Genomic DNA, 22614 nt, shown 5'->3' with positions numbered 1-22614 from the left:
GAAGCGCGATGAGCAGCGCGGACGGCCCTGTCCGCACAGCCCGCAGGGACAAGCTCGCCAACACGATCGCCCAGTCGATGCTTCGCGACATCCGGCGCAGGGGGCTCTCCACCGGCGACCAGCTGCCCAAGGAAGCCGAGATGCTGACGGAGTACGGCGTGGGCCGGGGCACCCTGCGTGAGGCGCTTCGCGTCCTGGAGACGTGCGGGCTCATCGTCGTGAAGCCCGGTCCCCGCGGCGGACCGGTGGTGCAGGACGTGCACCCCGACGACTTCGGCCGGGTGGCGTCGCTGTTCTTCCAGTTCGCCGGCGTCACCTACCGCGAGCTGATCGGCGCCCGCCTGATCCTCGAGCCGACCGCCGCCCGGCAGGCGGCGCAGCAGCAGAAGGGATCGGACGCCGCCCGGGAGCTGGTGCGGCTCGCCGAGCACGGCCCGGCGACCGGGGACGACGAGGAGTACCTCCACGTCACCGCCGACTTCCACGCCTCGCTCACCGCCCTGGGCGGCAACAGCCTGGTCACCTTGATGTGCCACTCGCTCGCGGAGATCTACCACGACCGTGTCCGGGGCGTCCTGTTCCCGAAGAGCCGCCAGGGCGAGGTCCACGAGGTGCACGCCGCCATCGCCCGCGCCGTCCTCGACGGTGACGCCGCGGAGGCGGAGTCACTCATGGCTCAGCACATGGAGCAGTACCGGCGGTACGTCGTGAAGAAGCACCCGGCCCTGCTCGACGAGATCGTCATCTGGCAGAACCGGTACTGACCGGGAGGTCAGGCCACGTGCGCGGCCACGACCTCACCGGCCACGAGCCCGGTGGCGAAGGCGTGCGCCAGGCCGTTGCCCGGGAGGTACGTGTCCGGGCCGCGGCCGGAGATGCCCGCTGCCGTGCCGCCCGCGGCGAACAGCCGCGGTACGACGTCCCCGGCTGGGGTCAGCACGCGGCACTCGGTGTCGATGACCAGCCCACCCTGGGTGTGCACCAGGCCGCTGGAGACGTTCGAGGCGTAGTACGGCGGCGCCAGGGGCGACCGCTCGTCCGAGCGACCGAGCCAGTCGACGCCGCGGCTCTCCTCGTTGTAGCGCCGGACCTCCTCGACCAGGCCCGCGACCGGCAACCCGAACGCGAGCGCCAGTCCCTCCAGGTCGTCGTGCCGGCTGACCGCGCCGGCGTCGACCGCCTCCGCGTAGGCACCGTTGGCCAGGGCCAGCTCGTGGATCCGCCCGTCGAAGACCTCGACGGCCTGCCCCTCGGGTTGCCGCAGGAGGGCCACCGAGAAACCGGAGTTGGTGACGTCCTCGCGGGCAAACCGCCGCCCGTCACGACCGACGACGATGCTCCCGAGGGCAGGCAGGGCACCACCGAGCCGGGTCCCGTGCTTCGGGTTGAGGTGGCTGTGCCCCTCGTACGCCGTCATGCAGGCCGTGTCGGCACCGAGACGCAGACCGATCTCCAGGCCCGCTCCCCCGCAGTTCTCGGAGCCGACGTAGGGCTGGGCAGCCACGTCCTCGCCGATGTACCGACGGAGCAGGTCGCGGTTGGCCCCGAACCCGTCCGCCGCGAGCAGCACGTTCGCCGCCAGGATCCGGTCCACCTCATCGCCCCCGCGGCGGACGACGACGTCGAGTCCGCCTGCCGCCTCCTGCACGTCGACCACCTCCGCCTTGTCGACCAGCTCGATCCGCGGGTTCGAGCGGACGAAGGAGCGGAGACCGGAGGTGAGCTCGCGGCCGGTCTCGGATGGCGTCGCGTGCATCCGGAACCGGGAGTGGCCGGAGTACCGGACCCGGGTGTCGAGGTGCAGCTCGAGCCCGACCACGTCGGCCAGCGCGTGGACCACGTCGGCGGACCGGTCCGCTACCAGGCGCACGATCGCCTCGTCGCACTGGCCGCGGTTCTGCGCGACGACGTCCGCCGCCAGCCGCTCCGGTGAGTCCTCCACGCCCTGCTCCTCCTGGAAGCGGGTGCCCGCGCCCTGGACCAGACCCCCGGAGAATTCGGCGTTGCAGCCGCGGCGGACGTCCTTCTCCAGGAGCAGCACGTCGACGCCGCACTCAGCGGCCGTGACTGCTGCCATCATGCCGGCCGCACCGGCGCCGACCACGACGAACGGCACGTTGGACGTCACTGCTGCCCACTGACCTCGTCGGTGATGGCGGTGAAGAACCAGCTGCGGTGCTTCCCGTCGAAGAGGTCGGTCCTGGCCTCGATCCAGGGCTCGCGGCCGGCCTCGAGCGCCTCGGCGCGCTCCTTGCGCTGGAACTTGATCGCCGCCTGGGCCTCGGCCAGCTTGCCCTCCGCGATGGTGTAGATGGCGAGGTACTTGTAGTCGGCGCCGTCCTCCACCTGTCCGTCGGCCAGCCGAAACCGCTGCGCCGTCCGGAAGCCGTCGAGCTTGTTGACGACGTCGAGCACGTGGACGTTGGTGTACCAGTCGTTGAACTCGTCCTCGGACTCCGGGCGGGTGTTGCTCAGCACGATCATCACGTGCGCAGGCACGTCGTTGTCTCCTTCTCTCTCAGGACGTGGCGGCGGGGACGCGCCACGTGGGCAGGGTCTCGGGGATGTCCGCGGTCTGCGGCTCCTGCCCGGCCCACCGCACTCGCTCGGTGGTGGCGAAGCCGGAGGACAGCTCCCCCACCGGCATCGCGTACATGAAGTTGAGCGACCGACGGCGCAGCAGCCACCTCCTGTCGGACGGCGTGTAGACGTCGTAGTAGCGGTAGGCGGCGACGTGAAGGGACCCGTCGAGCACCAGCTCGGCGTGCCCCGTGACGGTGCCCGCCACCGTGACCGGCTCCCCGGGCGCGAGCGGGAGCGGGTCCAGCACCTGGGTGTGGGTGACGTGGTTCGTCAGGTCGTAGCGACGCATCGAGGCGAGGAAGAACTCACGGATCTCCTCGCGACCGCGGACGACTCGTCCGGCCCGCTCGAACTCGGCGTCCGGAGCGAACAGGTCCAGGAGCGAGTCGATGTCACGGTCGTCCCGCGCCAGCGAGTAGCGGGCGATCAGCTCCTGCAGGAGCAGCCGGTCCTCGACCGTGAGCGGGCGTGTCGACCCGGTCATCACCTCACCACCAGGAGCTTGTCGCGCAACGTCATCACGAGGAGGACGACTGCGCTCGAGACGAGCGTCATCAGCACACCGAGAGCGGCCAGCTTGGGGTAGCCCGCTGCGGTCCACATGTCGAGGATCACGAAGCCGACGACCGGCGTGTGGGTCCCGGCCAGCATGGACGAGGCAGTGATGTCGCCCGTCATCAGCACGAAGACGAGCGACCAACCGGCGATCAGGCCGGGCGCCATCAAGGGCAGCAGGATCCGTCGCACGGTGGTCCCGTCGCCGGCGCCGGAGACGGCCGATGCCTCGGACAGCTGGGGACCGACCTGGTGGTAGGCCGCCGTCGCGTAGAACGTCGCCTGGGGGACGTAGAGGACGACGTAGGCCATCGCCAGCAGGAGGTAGGTCCCGGCCAGGTCGAACGGCGGTCCCGCGAAGGCGACGATGAACGACAGCGCGACGACGATGTGGGTCAGGGTCGACGGCACCTTGACGATCGCGTCGACGGTGCTCGCGACCCGTCCCCGACGCCGGGCGAGGACGAGCGTGACGAGGACGCCCACGGCCATCGCCACGCTGGCGCACACGACCGCCAGCACGAGGCTGTTCCGCAGCCCCGCCCACACCAGCTCGTTGTCGACGAGATAACGGTAGTTGTCGAACGTCAGGTGCCCCCACCGCACCTCGGCGGACCAGAACCCTTGGAGCGAGACGAGGACGAGGCCGGCCAGCGGGAGCACCGACGTCAGCAGGAGGAACAGCAGCATCGCGGACCTGGCGACCCACTTCCACCGCCCGAGCGTCACAGCCGCCTCGGCGCTCGACCTGCCGGTGATCGTGGCGTGGGCGTTGGCGGCGAGCATCCGCCGCTGCACCAGCCAGCAGCCGCCCACCGCAGCCACGACCAGCAGCGACAGGCCCAGAGCGCCCCCGATGTCGCCGGGATAGCTGTGGGTCATCATGTGGACGATCCGCACCGGAAGGACGTCGATGTCCGCCGGCGTGCCGATCACCAGCGGGATCGAGAAGATCGCCACGCCCATCGTCACCGTGACCAGCACACTGGCACCGAGGGCCGGGCGGAGCGAGGGCAGTGTGATCCGCCTGAACGTCGCGAGTGCCCCCGCGCCTGCGTCCCGGGAGGCCTCCTCGAGCGCGGGGTCGAGCGACTGCAGACCGCTGGAGATCGTCAGGTAGGCGTAGGGGGTCAGGAAGAGGACGTAGGCGAAGATGAGCCCGGGCCACGAGTAGATGTTCAACGGCCCCTCGACCATCTCCAGGCCGAACCACCCGCCGACGTCGCGCAGCCAGCCGTTGAGGACGCCGGCCTTCGGTGAGGCGAGGAAGACCCACCCGATCGCGCTGGCGATCGACGGGACGAACATGGGCATCAGCGGGAGCATCCGCGCCGCGAAACCCATGCGCGCGTCCGTCCGCTCGTTGATCCACGCGAACACCGCGCCGATCATCAGCGCGACGACGCTGCCGACGGACACCGCGATGACGGTGTTGAGGGCGAGCCGCCAGGTCTCTCCCGAGGTCAGCACCTCGCCGATCCGCCCGACGGTGCTGTCGGCGCCGATGCCGAAGACGCCCAGCACGGTCCGTCCGAGCGGGTACACGATGAGGAGGACGGTGACCGCGGTGACCGCGGTGGCGACCAGCCAGATCCTGCTCTCCCGGCGCGGTGGGGCCGGCGGTGCTGCCGGTGCCGCGCGCTCGAGGTCAACCGTCATCGCGCACCACCCAGGCGGCGTCGAGGTCGGTGCCCACGCGGACCCGCATGCCGGCCTCGGCCCAGCGGTGGTGCCGGTCCCAGATCCGCAGCTCGGTCGCGCCGACGCTGACGACGTACTCCGTGTAGGCGCCGAGCAGCCGGAGGGAGGTCAGGACCCCCTCCCAGCCGGGCCGGGGCGCCTCGTCGGTGGGCTCGATCCACCAGTCATGGGCGCGGGAGACCACCACGGCGGGCTCGCCCGGCACTCCGTCGCCCGGCGCGTCCAGCATCCCCAGCGCCGAGTCGACGCTGACGCGGTCGTCGTCGACGTCCCTCGTGACACCGGCGATGAGGTTGCTGGTCCCGATGAAGTCCGCGACGTGCCTGGTCGATGGCCGGAAGTACACCTCCCCGGGCGTACCGGTCTGGACGATCCGCCCGTGGTCCAGCACCACGACCTTGTCGGCCAGGTCGAGTGCCTCCACCTGGTCATGGGTGACGTAGATGGCCGTGAAGCCGAGCTCCTTCTGCATGGTCTTGAGCTCGACCCGGAGGTCCTCGCGCACCTTGGCGTCGATGTTCGACAGGGGCTCGTCGAAGAGCACGACCCGGTTCCCGGCGGCGACGGCGCGGGCCAGCGCCACCCGTTGCTGCTGGCCACCGGACAGCTGGCCGATCCTCCGGTCGGCGAGCTGCGGGATCCGCATCGCCTCCAGCACGGCGGCGACGCGCTCTCTGACCTCGGACTTCGCGGGTCGCTCACGGCGCGGCCCCGTCGTGAGCGGGTAGGCGACGTTCTGCGCGACAGTGAGGTGCGGCCACAGCGCATAGCTCTGGAACACCATGCCGACCGGTCGGCGCTGGGGTTCGAGCAGCACCCTCCCCTCCGCCACGGCGGGGGTGCCCTCGATCGTGATCGAGCCGTCCGTCGGCGTCTCCAGACCTGCGATGCATCGCAGCAAGGTGGTCTTGCCGCAGCCACTGGGCCCGAGGAGCACGCAGAACTCGCCGGCAGCCACCTCCAGGTCCACGTCCTGGAGCGCGACCACCTCGTTGCGGTTCTGGTCGCGGAACACCATCCGCAGCCCAGCGACCCGCACGCCGTGCTCGGCGTCGGTCAAGGGCGCGCCGTCCTGGTCCAGCAGCTGGGTCGACATCGTCACAGGCCGAGGTCCGCGAGCAGGGAGTCACGCTCGGCGAGCACCGCCTCGGCGTCCGTCGCGCGGTAGTCGTCCGGCAGCGGCAGGGCATCGGGGATGTCCTCGAGCGGAGATGCGGCGTAGCCGCGGTTGAGCTGCTCCTGGCCGGTGCGGGTGAGGAGGTAGTTCACGAAGAGCTTCGCGGCGTTCGGGTTGGGACCGTCCGCGCTCGCGGCGGCGTACTGCTCCACGCCGACCGTCGGCGTCGGGAACGTCGTCTCCACCGGGGCGCCGGCCTCCTGCACCTCGACCACCCCGGACAGCACGGCAGGAACCATGACGTGGTCCTCACCCGCCGCGAGCTGCTGCGCGCCCGGGACGGCGCTGTCGGTCACCGACGGGGAGAGGTCGGCGATCTGCGAGAGGAGCTCGACGCCGTACTCCTCCCGGAGGAGCATCGCCCAGGACAGGTAGAACGGGGTGTTCTCGGGGTTGACCAGGACGAGCTCTCCGTCGAGGTCCGGGTTGCCCAGGTCCTCCCACGAGTCGACGTCGCCCTCCTGCAGGTGGTCGGTGTTGTAGGCGACGCCGATCGGCTGGGTGTTGACCAGCGTGTAGCGGTCGTCGGTGACGAGGTCGGTGGGCCATTTCCCGAGGGCGGGCATCTCGCTGTCGTCGAACTCGGCCCACCAGCCCTGCTCGAGGCCGTCCTCGAAGAACGCCGTCTCCGCGACGTTGATGACGTCGCCCTGGACCGTGCCGGCGTCGCGCTCGGAGGCGTAGCGCTGCATGAGCGTGGTCGAGGGGAACCGGACGACCTCCACCTCGATGTCGTAGGCGGCGGCGAACCCGTCGGCCACCTCCTCGACAGCGGCCTCCGGGATCGAGGTGTACCAGACCACGCTGCCCTCCTCCTGGGCCGCCTCCAGGACGGTCGAGTCGGGCAGGTCCTCGACCTCTTCCGGCTTCTGGCCGACGGTGGAGGAGTCGTCGTCGCCACCGCCGCAGGCTGCCGCGAGTGCGACCGCGAGAACGAGCGAGCCGACCACGCCCGTCCGACGTCGAAGGGAGGAGCTCTTGGAGGTCCGGTGCATAGTCACGCAACCCACGCTTTCCGTGTCCGGGCGAGTCGTGCCGAGGTGGTCGAGAGCGTCGACCCGCCTCGCAGCCTATTTGCTGCTCACCATTGTCATGATTAGCCCGAATGTAACGAGGGCGACGGAAGCGCAACACCCCATCGCGCCGATCGTCCACCAAGTGGACGGATTGTCTCAGATCCGTCGGAACAGCGCGGCGAGCGCCTGGCCGCCGCCGATGCACATCGTCACCACGCCGAGCTCGAGGTCGCGGCGGACGAGGTCGCGGGCGACCCGCAGGGAGAGGATCGCCCCGGTTGCGCCGACGGGGTGGCCGAGTGCGATCGCGCCGCCGTACGGGTTCACCTTCGCGGGGTCGAGGCCCGCGTCTCGGACCACCGCCACGGCCTGCGAGGCGAACGCCTCGTTGAGCTCGAAGGTGTCGATGTCGGCGGCGGTGGTGCCGGTGCGCTCGAAGAGCGACTGCAGCGCCAGCACGGGCGCGTAGCCCATCAGCTCCGGCTCCATCGCCGCGGTGGCGACGGCCTCGAGCGCGACCAGCGGGGTGAGCCCGCGCTCCGCCGCGGCCGACTCGCGGGCGAGCACCACCGCGGCGGCGCCGTCGTTGATGCCGGACGCGTTGCCGGCGGTGACCGAACCGTCGCGCTGGAAGGCCGGCCGCAGACCGGCGAGGGTGTCGACGGTGGTACCCGGCTTCGGGTGCTCGTCCTCGGTGACGGTGAACGGCTTCCGCCCACCGACCTCGACGGGGACGATCTCCTCGGCGAAGGCCTGCTTGGCCTCGGGGGTGGCGGCGCGGCGCTGCGACTCGGCTGCGAACTCGTCCTGCTCTGCGCGGGAGACGCCGTACTTGGTCGCCACGTTCTCCGCGGTCACGCCCATGTGGATGCCGTGGAACGGGTCGGTCAGCATCATCACCGTGCCGTCCACGAGGGCCCGGTCGCCCAGCCGGTAGCCGTTGCGGGCACCGAAGTCGTAGAACGGCATCCGCGTCATCGACTCGTCGCCGCCGGCGATGGTGACGTCGAGATCGTTCCAGCGCATCTCCATGGCGGCGGACCACAGAGCCTGCAGGCCCGAACCGCACAGCCGGTTCACGGTGTACGCCGGCACGTTGGTCGGCAGCCCCGCGGCGACGGCGACCCGGCGCGCGTTGTAGGCGTCGGGGCCGACCTGCCCGATGCACCCCATCACCACCTCCTGCACGTCGGCCGCCGGGACCTGCGCCCGCTCCAGCGCGGCCCGCACCGCCGTCGCGCCGAGCTCGTGCGCCGGCACGTCCTTGAGGACGCCGCCGAAGCTGCCGACCGGCGTCCTGGCGCCGTCGACGATCACGATCCTGTCGTTGGTCATGCGTGTCCTCCGTGGTTGGGGGGGTGGGGTGGTGCGGGTCGGCGGTCAGCCGGCGAACCGTCGGACCGGCCGCCCGGCGACGCCGGGGTCGAGGGCGAGCACCGACCCGGCCGGCTCGTCGTGGCCCTCCGGGAGCGAGTAGCTGGAGCTGGTGACGTAGAGGGTGCGCAGCCCTGGGCCGCCGAACGCGAGGGACGTCGGGTTGGTGACGGGCATCGGCACGGTGCGGTCGAGGCGGCCGTCCGGCAGGTACCGGCGAACCTCGGACGCCTTCAGCACGGCGACCCAGACGGCGCCGTCGGCGTCCACCGCGATGCCGTCGGGCAGCTCGGTGTCCGGGTCCATCTGCACCAGCGGCGGCTGCCGCTCGAGCGAGGCGTCCGGGCCGCGGCGGAACCGGGCGACGACGGCCCGGCCGCTGTCGACGGCGTAGAGGACGTCGCCGTGCCAGGCGACGCCGTTGGATGCGATCAGTCCGCCGAGGACCTGACGGGTGTTGCCGTCGGGCTCCACGACGTGCAGGCCGGCGTCGGGCCGCCAGCGCGGCGAGTAGGTGCCGACCCAGAGCCGGCCGTCGTCATCGCAGGTGGCGTCGTTGAGACGGGTCTCGGGGTCGTCGGCCTCGACCGTCGCGAGCTCGCGGAGCTCCCCGTCGGGGTCGAGCAGGCAGACCCGGTCGACCTGCCCGACGACGAGGCCCCCGCGCACGCGGGGTAGCGCCATGGAGACCTCCGCGGGCAGCACCACCTCCGACCGGGCCCCGGTGGCCGGGTTCCAGCGCCGCACCGCGCGAGCCTTGATGTCCACCCGGACCAGCTCCTGCGTCGCGTCGTCCCACCACGGCCCCTCGCCGAGGAGGTCCGCTGCGGGCAGCGCCACCGAGGTGCCGCCGCTCACGCGGGTACCGCCAGGTCGGTGCGCGGCTCGACCTCCCGCAGGGCCGGCATCACCTCGCGGCCGAACCGCTCGATGGCGGCGATCGTCTCCGCACGGCTCATCGGCGGCCAGCCCATCCGCACGAGCAGCGGGTCGACGGGGAAGCCGGTCACGTAGTCGAGCAGCTCGGCGGTGACCTGCTCCGGCGTGCCGAGCACGGCGTGGTCGGCGACGGTCGCTGCGAAGTCGCGGGCGAGCGCGTCGCCGCTCATGACGTCGAAGCCCTTCTGGGCGTAGGTCAGGTACTTGCCCTGGGCCACCCGCGCGTACTCGGCGACCGCCGCCTCGCGGGAGTCGGCGATCGTCACGTTGCGACGCAGCGGCTGCGGCCCGAAGGGCTTGCCGCGTTCGGCGAAACCGTCCCTCACGACGGCGAACCGCTCCGCGAGGTCGGCGCGGGTCGCCTCGGGCGGGGTCGCGTAGGCGTCGCCGAAGCGGCCGCAGCGACGGACGCCGGCCAGCGCCTGGGCGCCGATCCAGATCGGCGGGTGGGGGGTTCTGGACGGGCCGGAGGTGCGGCCGCACGTCCTCGAGCTGCCAGTGCCGGCCGTGGTGGGTGACCGAGTCCTGGGTCCACAGCTTCTTCAGCAGCTCCAGCGACTCGTCGAACCGGCTCGCGCGCTGCTTGAACGGCACGTCGAGGTGGTCGAACTCCTCCCGCCGGTAGCCGAGCCCGGCGCCGAACACCAGACGGCCCTCGGTCACCACGTCGAGGGTCGCGATCTCCTCGGCGAGCAGCACCGGGTGGTAGAGCGGCGCGATCACGATGTTGGTGACGAGGCGGACGTGCGGCTCCACCTCGGCCGCGAGCCGCGCCATCAGCGGCACCGGCTGCAACCAGCGGAGGTCGCCGTACAGGAAGTGCTGGCCGATCGTGAAGTGGTCGAACCCGGCCGCCTGGCCGGCCTCGACCACCGCGAGCAGGTCGCCGAACTGCTCCGCCGGCGAGACGGTGGCCACGGGGACGTCGCTCAGCAGGAGTCCGACGCTGACCATGAGCAGACCTCCCGACGACGCTTGACCCGAATCAATGCATATTATTAGCATCAACGGGCCCTACTCACCAATGCATCGAGGACGCCGTGGACCTGACGCCCAACCCGCTGCACGAGGACATCCGAGCGGCCGTCCGCGAGATGATGGAGCCGTTCGGCGACCAGTACTGGATGGAGCACGACCGCGACCACGAGTTCCCGTGGGAGTTCTACAACGCGGTCGCGAAGGCGGGCTGGCTGGGCATCACGATCCCCGAGGAGTACGGCGGCGGTGGCCTGGGCGTGACCGAGGCCGCGATCGTGGAGCACGAGATCGCCGCCTCCGGCGGCGGCATGAACGCCTGCAGCGCCGTCCACATCGGCATCTTCGGCTTCGACCCGATCATCCGGCACGGGTCGGAGGACCTGAAGCGGCGCTTCCTGCCCCGGGTGCCCAACGGCGACCTGCACATCTCGTTCGCGGTCACCGAGCCCGACGCCGGCACCGACACCACCGGCATCTCGACGTTCGCACGTAAGGTCGACGGCGGGTTCCGCGTCAGCGGCAAGAAGGTGTGGATCACGAAGGCCCAGCAGGCGGAGCGGATGCTGCTGCTGTGCCGCACCGCGAAGCGCGAGGACTGCGCGAAGCGCACCGACGGCATGACGCTGTTGTTCGCCGAGCTGGACCCCGACCACGTGGAGGTCCGCGAGATCCCCAAGCTCGGCCGCAACTCGGTCAACACCAACGAGGTGTTCATCGACGACCTGTTCGTGGCCGACGAGGACGTCGTCGGCGAGGTCGGCAAGGGCTTCAGGGCGATCCTCTCCGGCCTCAACGCCGAGCGGATCCTCGCCTCCAAGGCGGCTCTCGGGATCGGCCGGGCCGCCGTCCGCCGCGCGACGGAGTACGCCAAGGAGCGGCACGTGTTCGGCCGCCCGATCGGGCAGAACCAGGCGATCGCGCACCCGATCGCCGAGGCGATGATGCGGCTCGACGCCGCCGAGCTGATGGTCGACAAGGCCGCGTGGCTGCTCGACAACGGCTACGAGTGCGGCAAGGAGGCCAACATGGGCAAGTTCCTGGCGGCCGACGCCTCTTTCTTCGCCGCCGACCGCGCCCTGCAGACCCACGGGGGGTTCGGTTACGGCAAGGAGTTCCACGTCGAGCGCTACTTCCGCGAGGCGAGGCTCAAGCGGCTCTCCCCCATCAGCCAGGAGATGGTGCTGAACTACCTGAGCGAGCACGTCCTCGGCCTGCCCCGCTCGTACTGACCCGTCCGCAAACCCCTCACCCCAGGAGCCGTCGTGAAGCCCTACCGCACCGTGCTGTTCGTCCCCGCCCACAAGGCGAGCTGGCTCGACAAGGCCGCCGACGCCGGCGCGGACGCGGTGTGCCTCGACCTGGAGGACTCGGTGCCCGAGGACCTCAAGCCGGCGGCCCGCGAGGAGGTCGCGGCCGGCGTCGAGCGGATGGCGAGGTCGCACCCCGCGATGGGCATCTTCATCCGCGTCAACCCGCTCGGCAGCCCGCACTTCGGCGCCGACCTCGAGGCGTCGGTCGCCCCCGGCGTGACCGGCATCTTCGCGCCGAAGGTCAACAGCGCCGTCGACGTCCTCCGCTACGACACCATGCTGGACTTCTTCGAGCAGAAGGCCGGCGTGAGCGGGCTGCAGTACATCATCCCCGTGGAGACGATCCACGGGATCCAGAACTGCGAGGAGATCGCCGCCGCGTCCCCCCGGGTCGGCGCCATGATCGGCCCGACCGCCGAGCACGCCGACATCGCCAAGGCGGTCGGCTTCGAGTGGACCCCGGAGGGCCTGGAGTCGATGGTGCACCGGACGAAGATCATGCTGGCGACGAAGGCGGCCGGCGCGCACCCGCTCACCGCCCTGTGGGAGCGGATCCGCGACCTCGACGGCCTGCGCGAGTTCTCCGTCCGCGGCCGCAGGATGGGCTTCCGCGGCCAGGTGGTGCTGCACCCCACGCACGTTCCGGTCGTCAACCGGGTCTACACCCCCGACAGCGAGGACATCGACTTCTACCGCGGTCTGCTCGAGGCCTACCGTGAGGCCGAGAAGCGCGGCGACGGCGCCGTCATGTACGGCGACATCCATGTCGATAAGGCCCACGCCGACAAGGCCGAGGAGTGGCTCGCGCGCGTCGACGACCTCGCCGGCCTCAACGGCGGCATCTGACCCGCCGCGCAGCTGCGAGGCGACCCAGCACACCCAGCGCGACACCAGCCCCCACACCCCGGATCGACCTACCCAGCAAGGAGCGCCACCATGGCCGGCCTGTACTTCGAGGACTTCGAGATCGGCAAGCACTACAAGCACGAGTGGAGCCGGACGGTCACCGAGACCGACACGATCCTCTACTGCGGCATCACGATGAACCCCGCGCCGATCCACCTCGACCAGCACTACATGGAGGGCACGATCCACGGCCAGCGGCTGGTGCCGAGCCTGTGGACCGCCGGTGTCATCGGCGGCATGATCGTCCCCGACCTGACCCTCGGGACCACCCTCGGCAACCTCGGCTACACCAAGTTCGACTTCCCGAAGCCGGTCTTCCACGGCGACACGCTCCGCGCGGAGAGCACGATCCTCGACAAGCGCGAGTCCAAGAGCCGCACGGACTCCGGCATCGTCTACTTCGAGCACATCGGCCTCAACCAGCGCGACGAGGTGGTCCACATCGCGCACCGCGCGGGCCTGATGCTCAAGCGCCCGACGGAGTGAGCCGGTAGACGCGCTCGGCCGTCCCCACCCAGGACCAGCGCCTGCTCGGCCGGCGACAGCCGGCCGAGCAGCTCCCCCACGGCACCGACAGTGCGGCCGTACTCGCTCGCGCGTCGGCTGACGGGCCAGTCCGAGCCGAAGGCGAGCCGGTCGGGGCCGGCGACCTCGAGCAGGTGGTCGACCCAAGGCTCCAGGTCCGTCGTGGTCCACCGCTCGAGGTCGGCCATGGTGGTCAGTCCCGACAGCTTGATCGTCAGCCGCGGCAGCCGTCCGAGCGCGGCGATCAGGCGCGCCCACTCCTGCGCCTCCGTGGAGCCCCACCCCGCGGCGACCGGCGGCTTGCCGGCGTGGTCGAGCACCCAGGCCACGTCCGGGTGCCGGGCGACCACCGCGGCGCAGGCTGCGAGCTGCGCCGGCCGCAGCATCAGGTCGCACCGCGAGGTCCCGCTCGGCCAGCTCCCTCGGCGCAGGGCCGGCGCTGAACGCGGCCAACCAGCCGCCGGGGTCGGCCTCGGCCTGCGCCTGGTGCCGCACGCCGACCAGCGGGCCGGCGTCGGCGAGCCGGTCGAGTGCCGCGCCGACGCCCGGGTCGAGGAGATCGGCCCAGCCGACGACCCCGGCGAGGCGCGGTGTCGCCGCCGCCAGCCGGAGGAAGTCGTCCGTCTCTCCCGGCTCGTTGACGACCTGCACGAGGACGGCCCGCCCCACCCGCGCGCGGTCCAGCTCCGACTCCAGCTCCGCCCACTCGTGGTCGCGGTGGATCACTGCCATCGCCACCGGGTCGATCCACGGCTGCGGTCGGCGGGCCAGCGTCCAGAGGTGGACGTGAGCGTCGAGCACCGCGGGCTCCTCCTGCACGGCGGCCTCCCTGGTCCGCGCGGGCGGCGTACGGCGGGTTCGTGCACCCTTGCCGTGACGGCCGTCACCGGCTAACGTCTTGTTAGTAATAATCATACGCATGTTTGGAGTGGCTGCGTGAGCACAGCGACGGCGACCGGCGAGCGGTACCGACACCTGTTCTCCCCCGATCCGGGTCGGGACGATGGACCTGCGGACCCGGGTGATGCTCCCGCCGCACGCCTCGGCGATCGGCAACATCTACGGCACCGAGGACGAGGCCCGCCGCAACATCGCCTACTTCGAGCAACGGGCGGACGCCGGTGTCGCCTGGGTGGGGAGCCTGTCGACCCACCTCGCCAACCGCTTCATCCCGGGCTTCGAGCCCACCGGTGTCGGCGCGGCGACCACCGGGTTCTTCCGGCTGCCCCACTTCGTCGAGCGGGTCCAGGCCTTCTCCGACGCGATGCACCAGCGGGACACGTGCGTCACGGTGCAGATGGTGCACCAGGGCGGCATGCCGCACGGACCGTCGGCGACGCTGAGCGCACCGGTCATCAACCTGGTGCCACACGTGATGGACACCGACGACATCGCCGCGTTCGTCAGGGAGTACGCCGAGTCCGCCCGGCTCTCCATGGCGGGTCGCGCCGACGGCGTCGAGCTCCACCTCAACCACGACGACCTGCACGAGTGGTTCCTCTCCTCCTACACCAACCACCGCGACGACCGCTACGGCGGCTCCCTCGAGAACCGGTGCCGGTTCTCGGTCGAGTGCCTGCAGGCGATCCGCGAGGTGGTCGGCACGTCGATGACCGTCGGGATCCGGCTCAACATCCGCGAGGAGATGCCGGAGGGCTACGACGTCGACGGCGGGCTCGAGCTCGCCCAGTACTTCGAGTCGACCGGGCTGATCGACTACGTGCACGGCGTCGTCGGCTCGCCCTGGGGCAACCCGAGCTACATCCAGCCGACGTACTTCGAGCCGGGTCAGTTCGCGCCGCTCGCCCAGCGGTTCAAGGAGGGGCTCTCCCTCCTGTTCGTCCACACCGGACGGATCACCTCGCCCGAGGTGGCCGAGGACGTCATCGCCTCCGGCGCGGCCGACATCGTGGGCATGGCGCGCGCCCACATCGCCGACGGGGACCTCCTGCTCAAGGCTCGGGAGGGCCGCGAGGCCGACATCCGCCCGTGCGTGGGCGGCAACGAGTGCATCAGCCGGCGCTACGTCGAGGGGCTCCCCTTCGGCTGCGCCGTCAATCCCGGCACCAGCCACGAGGTCGACCCGGTCTGGGTCAACCCGCGACCGGGACGACGGCTGCTCGTCGTCGGTGGTGGTCCGGCGGGCATGGAGCTGGCCGCGCTCACCGCCGAGGCCGGGTTCCGGGTCGAGCTGCGGGAGCGCGCCGACGAGCTCGGCGGCCAGCTCCGCTCGGTCGTCAAGGCGCCGAGGCACGAGGGGTACGCGGCGTACCTCGACTGGCAGGTACGGCGGCTGGGCGCCCTCGGCGTCGACGTGCACACCGGTGTGGAGGTGACCGCCGACGACGTCCGCTCCGCGGGCGCCGACGTCGTCGCGATCGCCACCGGCGCGCTGCCGCGGAGGCCACCGATCCCCGGCGTCGACGCCCCGCACGTGCTCGACAGCCGCGCCGTCCTGGCGGGGACGACCCAGCCCGGCCGGCGGGTGCTCGTCGTCGCGCAGGACGACCACGTGCCCCCGCTCTCGGTCGCCGACTTCCTCGTGGAGGCCGGCCACGAGGTCACCGTCTGCTACGCCACGCACCAGCCGGCGCCACTGCTCGGCCGCTACATCATCGGGGGCATCCTGGGCCGCCTGGACGCCCAGGACGTCCGGATGGTGTTGATGGAGGAGGTCGTCGGCATCGAGGGGCACACGGTGACCACACGGCACGTGTACTCGCAGAAGGTGCGCACCCTCGGCGAGTTCGACTCGGTCGTGCTCGCCTGCGGCAGCGTGCCGGAGACGACCCTCTACGACGAGCTCCGCGCTGACGTGCCGGAGCTGCACGTGCTCGGCGACGCCTACGCTCCCCGTCGGCTGGTCTTCGCCACCCGCCAGGCCTACGCGCTGGCCGAGCAGCTGGTCACGGCCCCGAACCCGACCTGACCGTCCACCACCACGACACAGGAAGACAGGACTCATGCTCCTCAAGGACAAAGTCGCACTGATCACCGCCGGCGCATCCGGCATGGGCCGGGCGGGCGCCGAGGCGTTCGCCCGCGAAGGTGCCCATGTCGTCGTCGTCGACGTGAACGAGGCGGCCGCGAAGGAGACCGTCGACGGAATCCAGGCCGCGGGAGGCAGCGCGGTGGCCGAGGTCGTCGACGTGCGCGACCTCGGCGCGCTCAAGGCGCTCGCCGACCGGGTCACCGCCGAGCACGGCAGGCTGCACGTGCTCTACAACAACGTCGGGATCCCGGGTGCCGCCGGCCTCGACCTCACCGAGGAGGAGTGGGACCTGGGCATCGAGGTCAACGGTCGCGCCAGCTTCTTCCTCAGCGGCTACCTGATCGACGCGCTCAAGGCCGCCGACGGCGCCTCGGTGATCTTCACCAGCTCCACCTCCGGCCTGGTCGGATCGCCCTACAGCCCCATGTACTCCTTCACCAAGGGCGGCGTGATCGCGCTGGTCCGGTCGATGGCTCTGGCCCACGCGGCGGACAAGATCCGCGTCAACGCGATCGCGCCCGGCTCGGTCGAGACCCCCGGTCTCCCCGGCTTCTTCCGGATCGACGACCCGGAGGAGATCGAGCGCCGCAAGCAGGCGTTCTTCGCCACCATCCCGCTCGGACGGGCGTCCCAGCCGGAGGAGATCGCCCAGGTGGCGCTGTTCCTCGCCAGCGACATGTCGAGCTACGTCACCGGCGTGACGATCCCGGTCGACGGCGGGATCACCGCCAAGTAGCCCCGGACGCCCCGGCGTCCCATCGGCCCGCCCGCCCTTCCCGAGGGGCCGGCGGGCCGTGGCGTCCCGGGGGATGTCGCGCCGTCGGGTGGACTACAGCAGGTAGTGCGGCCGCTGCTCCCACGGCGCGAGGGTGGCGCCCGCGTCGCCGTACTCCTCGGGCAGGTCGTCGACCATGTCGAGGGTCGCCGCGAGCCGGCCGTAGCCGACGAAGGTGGCGATCTGGAAGCCGAGGTCGAGGATCTCGCGGTCCGTGAAGTGCGCGCGCAGCCGGTCGAAGAGGCCGTCGTCGACCGACAGGTGGTCGGTCGCGAACCGGTCGGCGTACGCCAGCGCCACCCTCTCTGCCTCGGTCAGGTCCGGCGCCTCCATCGGCTTCTCGAGTGAGCACACCAGGTCCTCGTCGACCCGCTCGCCGTCGTCGCCGCTGTAGCGGATCGCCATGCAGCTGCGGCACTGGTTGTGGAAGGCGACCCGGAGCCGGAGCAGCTCCACCAGCCGGTGCGGCAGGTCGGTGGACTCCCGCAGCGCCGCCATCCAGGCCTGGAACGCCGGCACCAGGTGCGGCGCGTTCGCGTAGACCTGCTGGCGCAGCGGTGCGTCCTCTCCGTAGAGCGGGACGTAGGCCTGCGGCGGCGCCGGGGGGATGCGCGACATCGGTGCTCCTTCGGGGGTACGACGGGTGGGTGCGGCTCAGAGGTCGGCGAGCACGCCGTCGACCCGGGCCCGGGCCAGCGGGGCGATCGCCGGGTCGGTCAGCAGGTAGCGCCGGCCGCTCTCGACGGCCGCGACCACCTGCTCCCCCACGACCTCGGGCGCGACCGGGGCGAGGACGGTCATCGACGTGGTGCGGGCGGGGGGCGCTCGGACCGCTGTCGGCCAGCTCCGCGGGGCGGTTGCGCGCGGAGTCGTGGATGCGGCTCGGCACCGGCCCCGGGCAGAGCACGGTGACGCCGACCTCCGGGGCGACCTGGTCGAGGTCGACCCGCAGCGTCTCCGACAGGCCGACCACCGCGTGCTTGCTGGCCGAGTAGGCCCCGTTGCCGCCGCCCTCGAGCGGGCACAGGCCTGCCATGCTCGAGGTGTTGACGACGTGGCCGCGCCTGGCCTCGACCATCGCCGGCACGAAGGCGGAGATCCCGTGCGCCACGCCGAGCAGGTTGACGTCGACCGTCCACCGCCAGTCGTCGGGCGTGTGCTCCCACAGCGGCCGCCGGGGTGCGATGACGCCGGCGTTGTTGCACAGCACGTCGACCCGGCCGTGCTCGCTCAGCACGCGGTCGGCGAGCGCCGTCACGGCGGCGGCGTCGCGGACGTCGACCCGGGCGCCCTCGGCGTCGGCGCCGGAGGCGCGCAGCTCGGACACCGCGCGGTCCAGCTGGTCCTGCTCGACATCGGCGAGCACCACGGTCAGCCCGCGGGCGGCGAACGCGTCGACCATCGCGCGCCCGATCCCGCTGGCGCCGCCCGTGACGACCGCCACCTGCCCCGGCTCGAGCCTCATGACGCCAGCTCCGGGAGCACCTTGGTGCCGAACTCCTCCAGCTGGGCCATCGCCTCGCGGTGCGGCAGCCCCGGCCAGTGCGGCTTGTAGACGAAGTGGGTCATCCCGATCTGCTCGCCGAGGGAGCCGAGCTGGTCGACGCACTCGGCGGCCGAGCCGAGGATGAACCGGTTCTCGATGTCGGCGCGCAGCTCGGAGCCGTCGCCCATCGGGGTGTTCTCGCCCGACAGGCCCCACTTCTTGTAGGTCTCGTAGCGGGCCCGGTAGCGGTCGAGCGCGGCGGCCATGCCGGCCTCGCGGTCCGGCGCGATGAGCAGCTCGCGGCGCACCGGGAAGTCGCCGTCGAGCGGCAGGCCGGCCTCGGCGCGGGTCTGGAGGAACAGGTTGCGCAGGTCCTTGAGCTCGCTGTGGGTCGGGAAGGGCGGGGTGTACCAGGCGTCGCCGAGCCGCGCCGCCCGGCGGACCGCGCCGGCCGCCTGGCCGCCGATCCAGACCGGGATGCCGCCCTCCTGCAGCGGTCGCACCGACGGCCGGGCGCCGGAGACCGAGAAGAACTCGCCCTCGAAGTCGACCGTCTCGCCGCTCCACAGCCGGCGGACGAGCGCGAGCGACTCCTCGAACCGCGCGACCTTGGTGCCCTTCTCGACGCCGAACGCCGCGAACTCGTGCGGGCTGTAGCCGAGGCCCACCCCGAAGATCGCGCGGCCGTCGGTCAGCACGTCGAGGGTGGCCATCTGCTCGGCTATCTCGACGGGGTTGACCATCGAGAGCAGCACGATGCCGGTGGCGGTGCGCATCGTCGGCGCCACGCCGCCCATGTGGGTGAGCCACGGCACGGGCTGGAAGTAGCGCAGCTCGGAGCCGAGGAAGTGCTGGCCGCAGACCATCAGGTCGAAGCCGAGCTCCTCGGAGGTGCGGACCAGCTCCTCGTGCTCGGCGCGCTGCACCCGAGGGTCGGTGGTGGCGTCGTGGACCGACGTCAGCAGGATCCCGAACTTCACGATTCCTCCTTGGCTCAGACCAGCTCGGCGGCCGCGAGCGGACCGTGCAGGTGTGCGCCGAAGAGGTCGGCGCAGTACGGGTCGGTGCTCGAGGACCAGCGGGCCACCGACACCTTCGCGGCGTGGATCCGGTCGTCCCACCACACGCCCTTGACCCGGCTCTCGTCGACGCCGTAGGCGGCGGCGACGCCGGCGGGCGTCAGCAGGGTCGAGGCCTTGGCGACCTCGTACCGCTCCGGGTCGAAGAACAGGTCGACGGTGACCGTGAACGGGCCGGCGTTCTTGCTCCGGATGATCGCGGCGGCGTCATACAGTCGCATGGGCGGACTCCTCCTCGGCGGGGGTGCGGCTCGCGCCGCGCGGGAACGACGTGACCGTCGTCGGGAACAGCGCCACCGGGTCCTCGAGCGGGAGGAGGTGGTAGATGCTGAAGGAGTAGACGTCGGCGACCGGCACCACCACCGGCATCAGCGGCGCGGCTGCGTTGCCCGCGGTCGTCTTCCGGCCCGGGTAGGGGCCGATGAAGAGCCGGATGAAGGCGTAGTAGGCGGCCTCCTTGGCGAGCTCCTCGGAGTCGGCGACCACGTCGACCAGGACGCCGGCCTCGTGCCCGGTCACGGAGCGGTGCGGCTCCAGGTCGCCGAGCACCGCGTCCAGGCCGAAGATCCGGCTGTGCACCCGCAGCCGGCCCTCGGCGATCGCGTCGGCGAACCGGGGCGCGGCGGCGACGGCCGCCTCGGCGGAGTCGGTCCAGGCCCGGGCCTGCTCCAGCAGGGCCGGTTCGCGGACCCCGAGCAGCGACACCGCGCGGTAGCCCTCGCGGCGGGCGCCCTCGAGCAGCAGTGTGTACGGCGCCTCGTGCCAGGCCGCCCCCTCGCAGCGGACCTCGACCACACCGTCGTCGGCGGTGCGCTCGACGTACGTCGCCGCGGACAGGTCGAGCGCCCCGCCGGGGTTGTCCTCCCAGGTCGGGTGGGACCGCTCGTAGAACGTGTGCGAGACGAGGCTCCGCACCGTCGCGCGGGCGCCGTCGTGCGGCGACCGGACGGTGAAGCCGGTCTCGTCGACGCTGGCCCAGATGCAGCGGCCCGAGTCGCCGGGGTCCAGTGCGAGACCCCCGCACTCGAGCAGCTTGCCCGCGTGCGCGGCGACGGCCGCGGGCACGCCGCGCAGCATCGGCAGCGCCATGAACAGGCCGATGTCGAGGGCCCGGCCGGTGATCACGCCGTCGACCCCCTGCTCCAGCGCGGCCATCACCGGCTCGGGGCCGATCAGCGCGACGACGCGGTCGGCCTGCTCCACGTCGGCGACGGTGAGCGGATTCGCGAGGCCCGCGTCGGCGCTGACGGGCACGACCGGCTCCCCGCCCACGACGGCGGCACCGAGCGTGTCCTTGGAGAGCTCGGAGCGGATCACCCCCACCTTCGGCGACCAGCCGTTGCGCTCGCACAGGAGGTCGAAAGCTGCGCAGGCAGGTCTCGAGGTGCACGTTGCCGCCAGCGATGCCGAAGGAGAAGACGAACGGCACCCCGTGGCGGAGCGCGGCCCGCACGTACGGCTCGACGTTCGCGGCCTGGTTGGCCGAGGGCTGCTCGCCCGAGCCGAGGAAGTAGGGGCCCCAGTCGCTCCCGGTCCCCTGCGCGACGATCGCGTCGACGCCCCACGAGAAGGCGCGGTCGATCGCGGCGTCGATGTCGGCGGACGGGGCGATGTGGTTGACGAATCCGAGGATCCGGACGGGCCTGCTCATCGGGTCTCCTGAGCGGTGGTCAGTGAAGGTGGGCGGGACTCGGCGGTGCTGGCGAAGCGGTCGCGGAGGCTGCGGCGCAGGACCTTGCCGGTGGCGTTGCGCGGCAGGTCGTCGAGGACGAGCACCCAGCGCGGCCGCTTGTAGCCGGCCAGCCGCCCGCCCGCCCACGAGATGAGCTCGTCGGCGGTGGCGGAGGCGTCGCGCCGCAGCACCACCGCAGCACCGACGCTCTCGCCCCAGCGGTCGTCCGGCACGCCGACCACGGCGACGTCCGCGACTGCGCGGTGCCCGCGCAGCACCTGCTCCACCTCGGCGGGGTAGATGTTCTCGCCGCCGGAGATGATCAGGTCCTTGATCCGGTCGGTGAGGAAGAGGTAGCCCTCCTCGTCGAGGTGCCCGCCGTCGCCCGTGCGCAGCCAGCCGTCCGGGGTCAGCAGGTCGGCGGTCTCCGCGGCACGCCCGTGGTAGCCGATCGTGTTCTGCTGCGACCGGGTCCACACCTCGCCGAACTCACCGGGCGAGCAGCGACGCCCGGTCTGCGGGTCACGCACCTCGACCTCCACCCAGGGGTAGGGGCGACCGGCCGAGCGCCACCGCGGCGAGGTCGGCCCCAGGTCGCGCTGGGCCGGCATCTCGGTGAACGCCCCCGTCGTCTCCGAGAGGCCGTAGAGCTGGTGCAGCACCGGACCGAACAGGTCGTACGCCGCCTGCTGTGTCGCGGGGCTGATCGGGGACGCGCCGTAGAGGATCGCCTCCAGGTCCGGCAGCTCGAGGCCGGCGGCCGCGGCGTCGCACAACCGCTGGATCATGGCCGGCACCAGGAAGGTGTGGGAGATCCGGTCCTCGGCGAGGTGGTCGAAGACGGTGTCGGCGGTGGTGTCGGTGGCGATCACCGTCGTGGCACCGGCGTGGAGGGCGACGAGCAGCCAGCTGAGCCCGCCGACGTGGAAGAGCGGCGTGGCGAGCATCGCCCGGCTGCGCTCGGTCACGCCCCACCACGGCGTGACTGCCGGCACCTTGGCCCGGAGGTTGCCGTCGGTGATCAGGACGCCCTTCGGAAGGCCGCTGGTCCCCGAGGTGTAGACCTGCAGCACGACGCGGCGGGGGTCCTCGGGGAGCAGCGCCGGTCCCTCGCCGCCGGGCGCAGCGGCCAGCCAGGCCTCGTAGCCGGGCCCGCGGGTGAGCACCAGCCGCGGCTCGCCGGCCGCCGCCAGCGCGTCGTGGAGTCCCGACGTCGACGGGTCGACGACGAAGACGCTGATCCCCGCGTCGGCGACCACGGCGGCGAGCTCGGACGCCGCCAGCCGCCAGTTGAGGGGGACGAGGACGGCCCCCGCCCGCGCGGTCCCGAGCAGTACCTCGAGGAACTCCGGGAGGTTGGGCATCAGGACGCCCACGCGGTCGCCCTCGGCGACGCCTGCCGCACGCAGACCACGGGCGAAGCGGTCGGCGCGTTCGTCGACCTCGCCGTAGGAGAGGGTGCGGGAGGTGTGGACGACGGCGGGCCGCTCCCGCTCGGCCGGGTCGAGGCCGCGGAGCTGGTCGGAGAGCCGGTAGTCCCGCACGG

23 protein-coding genes and 1 pseudogene are annotated in these 22614 nt (G+C 72.0%); 8 read left to right on the top strand and 16 right to left on the bottom strand.

Annotated features, from left to right (window positions below; all coding sequences use genetic code 11):
• Window positions 1–8 precede the first annotated feature (8 nt).
• On the top strand, window positions 9–764 hold the full coding sequence (locus MF408_RS13875; RefSeq protein ID WP_240248197.1) for an FCD domain-containing protein: 756 nt from the start codon (window positions 9–11) through the stop codon (window positions 762–764).
• Between the two features lie 8 nt (window positions 765–772).
• Here MF408_RS13875 and MF408_RS13870 read toward each other — a convergent pair whose 3' ends face one another.
• The 9 genes and pseudogenes from MF408_RS13870 to MF408_RS25510 form a co-directional block, all read right to left on the bottom strand.
• A complete protein-coding gene (locus tag MF408_RS13870) occupies window positions 773–2128 on the bottom strand; it encodes an FAD-binding protein (protein WP_240248196.1) in 1356 nt (451 codons plus the stop codon).
• Window positions 2125–2499, bottom strand: a complete 375-nt coding sequence (locus MF408_RS13865; RefSeq protein WP_240248195.1) for a DUF4286 family protein — start codon at window positions 2497–2499, stop codon at window positions 2125–2127. The genes MF408_RS13870 and MF408_RS13865 overlap by 4 nt, the downstream gene beginning before the upstream one ends.
• Window positions 2500–2518: 19 nt before the next feature.
• Entirely contained in the window at window positions 2519–3067 is a 549-nt protein-coding gene (locus tag MF408_RS13860; RefSeq protein ID WP_240248194.1) for a nuclear transport factor 2 family protein, read from the bottom strand.
• Window positions 3067–4797 carry an iron ABC transporter permease gene (locus MF408_RS13855; protein ID WP_240248193.1) on the bottom strand — a complete coding sequence of 577 codons (1731 nt, stop codon included), beginning with the start codon at window positions 4795–4797 and terminating at the stop codon, window positions 3067–3069. The genes MF408_RS13860 and MF408_RS13855 overlap by 1 nt, the downstream gene beginning before the upstream one ends.
• Window positions 4787–5935 (bottom strand): ABC transporter ATP-binding protein, encoded by a 1149-nt coding sequence (locus MF408_RS13850; protein WP_240248192.1) that lies wholly within the window; start codon window positions 5933–5935, stop codon window positions 4787–4789. Before MF408_RS13850 ends, MF408_RS13855 begins: the two co-directional genes overlap by 11 nt.
• Before the next feature lie 2 nt (window positions 5936–5937).
• Complete coding sequence (locus MF408_RS13845; protein WP_240248191.1) at window positions 5938–6966, bottom strand: extracellular solute-binding protein; 1029 nt, start codon at window positions 6964–6966, stop codon at window positions 5938–5940.
• A gap of 222 nt (window positions 6967–7188) precedes the next feature.
• A complete protein-coding gene (locus MF408_RS13840; RefSeq protein WP_240248190.1) occupies window positions 7189–8367 on the bottom strand; it encodes a thiolase family protein in 1179 nt (392 codons plus the stop codon).
• Window positions 8368–8412: 45 nt separating this feature from the next.
• The gene (locus MF408_RS13835; protein ID WP_240248189.1) at window positions 8413–9264 is read right to left on the bottom strand and encodes an SMP-30/gluconolactonase/LRE family protein; all 852 of its coding nucleotides are present in this window, start codon (window positions 9262–9264) and stop codon (window positions 8413–8415) included.
• Window positions 9261–9803, bottom strand: a pseudogene (locus MF408_RS25510) (LLM class flavin-dependent oxidoreductase); the annotation flags it as partial. The gene MF408_RS13835 and the pseudogene MF408_RS25510, both read right to left, overlap by 4 nt.
• 13 nt (window positions 9804–9816) lie before the next feature.
• On the opposite strand from MF408_RS25510, the gene MF408_RS25505 reads away from it, so the two are divergent.
• The 4 genes from MF408_RS25505 (at window position 9817) to MF408_RS13815 (ending at window position 13025) form a co-directional block, all read left to right on the top strand.
• On the top strand, window positions 9817–10347 hold the full coding sequence (locus MF408_RS25505) for a hypothetical protein (protein ID WP_275693169.1): 531 nt from the start codon (window positions 9817–9819) through the stop codon (window positions 10345–10347).
• Window positions 10348–10385: 38 nt separating this feature from the next.
• Window positions 10386–11552, top strand: a complete 1167-nt coding sequence (locus MF408_RS13825; protein ID WP_240248188.1) for an acyl-CoA dehydrogenase family protein — start codon at window positions 10386–10388, stop codon at window positions 11550–11552.
• 33 nt (window positions 11553–11585) lie between these two features.
• Window positions 11586–12479, top strand: coding sequence for a CoA ester lyase (locus MF408_RS13820; RefSeq protein WP_240248187.1), 894 nt, complete (start codon window positions 11586–11588; stop codon window positions 12477–12479).
• Window positions 12480–12569: 90 nt separating this feature from the next.
• Window positions 12570–13025: a MaoC family dehydratase gene (locus tag MF408_RS13815; RefSeq protein WP_240248186.1), complete on the top strand. Its 456-nt coding sequence runs from the start codon at window positions 12570–12572 to the stop codon at window positions 13023–13025.
• Here the strand turns inward: MF408_RS13815 and MF408_RS13810 are convergent.
• Complete coding sequence (locus tag MF408_RS13810) at window positions 12935–13450, bottom strand: amidohydrolase family protein (protein WP_240248185.1); 516 nt, start codon at window positions 13448–13450, stop codon at window positions 12935–12937. The two genes, MF408_RS13815 and MF408_RS13810, sit on opposite strands and share 91 nt — an antisense overlap.
• A 100-nt stretch (window positions 13451–13550) precedes the next feature.
• Here MF408_RS13810 and MF408_RS13805 point away from each other — a divergent pair, with 100 nt between their 5' ends.
• The 3 genes from MF408_RS13805 to MF408_RS13795 all read left to right on the top strand — a co-directional run bounded on the left by MF408_RS13805 (window position 13551) and on the right by MF408_RS13795 (window position 16792).
• On the top strand, window positions 13551–13958 hold the full coding sequence (locus MF408_RS13805; protein WP_240248184.1) for a hypothetical protein: 408 nt from the start codon (window positions 13551–13553) through the stop codon (window positions 13956–13958).
• Between the two features lie 94 nt (window positions 13959–14052).
• Complete coding sequence (locus MF408_RS13800) at window positions 14053–15993, top strand: FAD-dependent oxidoreductase (protein ID WP_275693477.1); 1941 nt, start codon at window positions 14053–14055, stop codon at window positions 15991–15993.
• A 34-nt stretch (window positions 15994–16027) separates the two neighbouring features.
• Complete coding sequence (locus MF408_RS13795) at window positions 16028–16792, top strand: SDR family oxidoreductase (RefSeq protein WP_240248182.1); 765 nt, start codon at window positions 16028–16030, stop codon at window positions 16790–16792.
• Window positions 16793–16885: 93 nt separating this feature from the next.
• Here the strand turns inward: MF408_RS13795 and MF408_RS13790 are convergent, their stop codons facing one another.
• From MF408_RS13790 to MF408_RS13765, 6 genes are all read right to left on the bottom strand, one after another.
• A complete protein-coding gene (locus tag MF408_RS13790) occupies window positions 16886–17449 on the bottom strand; it encodes a carboxymuconolactone decarboxylase family protein (RefSeq protein WP_240248181.1) in 564 nt (187 codons plus the stop codon).
• A 36-nt stretch (window positions 17450–17485) separates the two neighbouring features.
• Window positions 17486–17632, bottom strand: coding sequence for a hypothetical protein (locus MF408_RS13785; protein ID WP_240248180.1), 147 nt, complete (start codon window positions 17630–17632; stop codon window positions 17486–17488).
• Between the two features lie 660 nt (window positions 17633–18292).
• Window positions 18293–19297 carry an LLM class flavin-dependent oxidoreductase gene (locus tag MF408_RS13780; RefSeq protein WP_240248179.1) on the bottom strand — a complete coding sequence of 335 codons (1005 nt, stop codon included), beginning with the start codon at window positions 19295–19297 and terminating at the stop codon, window positions 18293–18295.
• A 14-nt stretch (window positions 19298–19311) separates the two neighbouring features.
• A complete protein-coding gene (locus tag MF408_RS13775; RefSeq protein ID WP_240248178.1) occupies window positions 19312–19617 on the bottom strand; it encodes a DUF4387 family protein in 306 nt (101 codons plus the stop codon).
• Window positions 19604–20713: an acyclic terpene utilization AtuA family protein gene (locus tag MF408_RS13770; RefSeq protein WP_240248177.1), complete on the bottom strand. Its 1110-nt coding sequence runs from the start codon at window positions 20711–20713 to the stop codon at window positions 19604–19606. The genes MF408_RS13775 and MF408_RS13770 overlap by 14 nt, the downstream gene beginning before the upstream one ends.
• Before the next feature lie 330 nt (window positions 20714–21043).
• Window positions 21044–22612: an AMP-binding protein gene (locus tag MF408_RS13765; protein ID WP_240248176.1), complete on the bottom strand. Its 1569-nt coding sequence runs from the start codon at window positions 22610–22612 to the stop codon at window positions 21044–21046.
• Window positions 22613–22614: the final 2 nt, after the last annotated feature.

Origin of the sequence: Nocardioides sp. TF02-7 (assembly GCF_022437945.1) — a bacterium.
In the GTDB taxonomy this organism is placed as follows: domain Bacteria; phylum Actinomycetota; class Actinomycetes; order Propionibacteriales; family Nocardioidaceae; genus Nocardioides.
The sequence above is the reverse complement of the archived record's forward strand: the minus strand, read 5'-3'. Positions and strand labels throughout refer to the sequence as shown.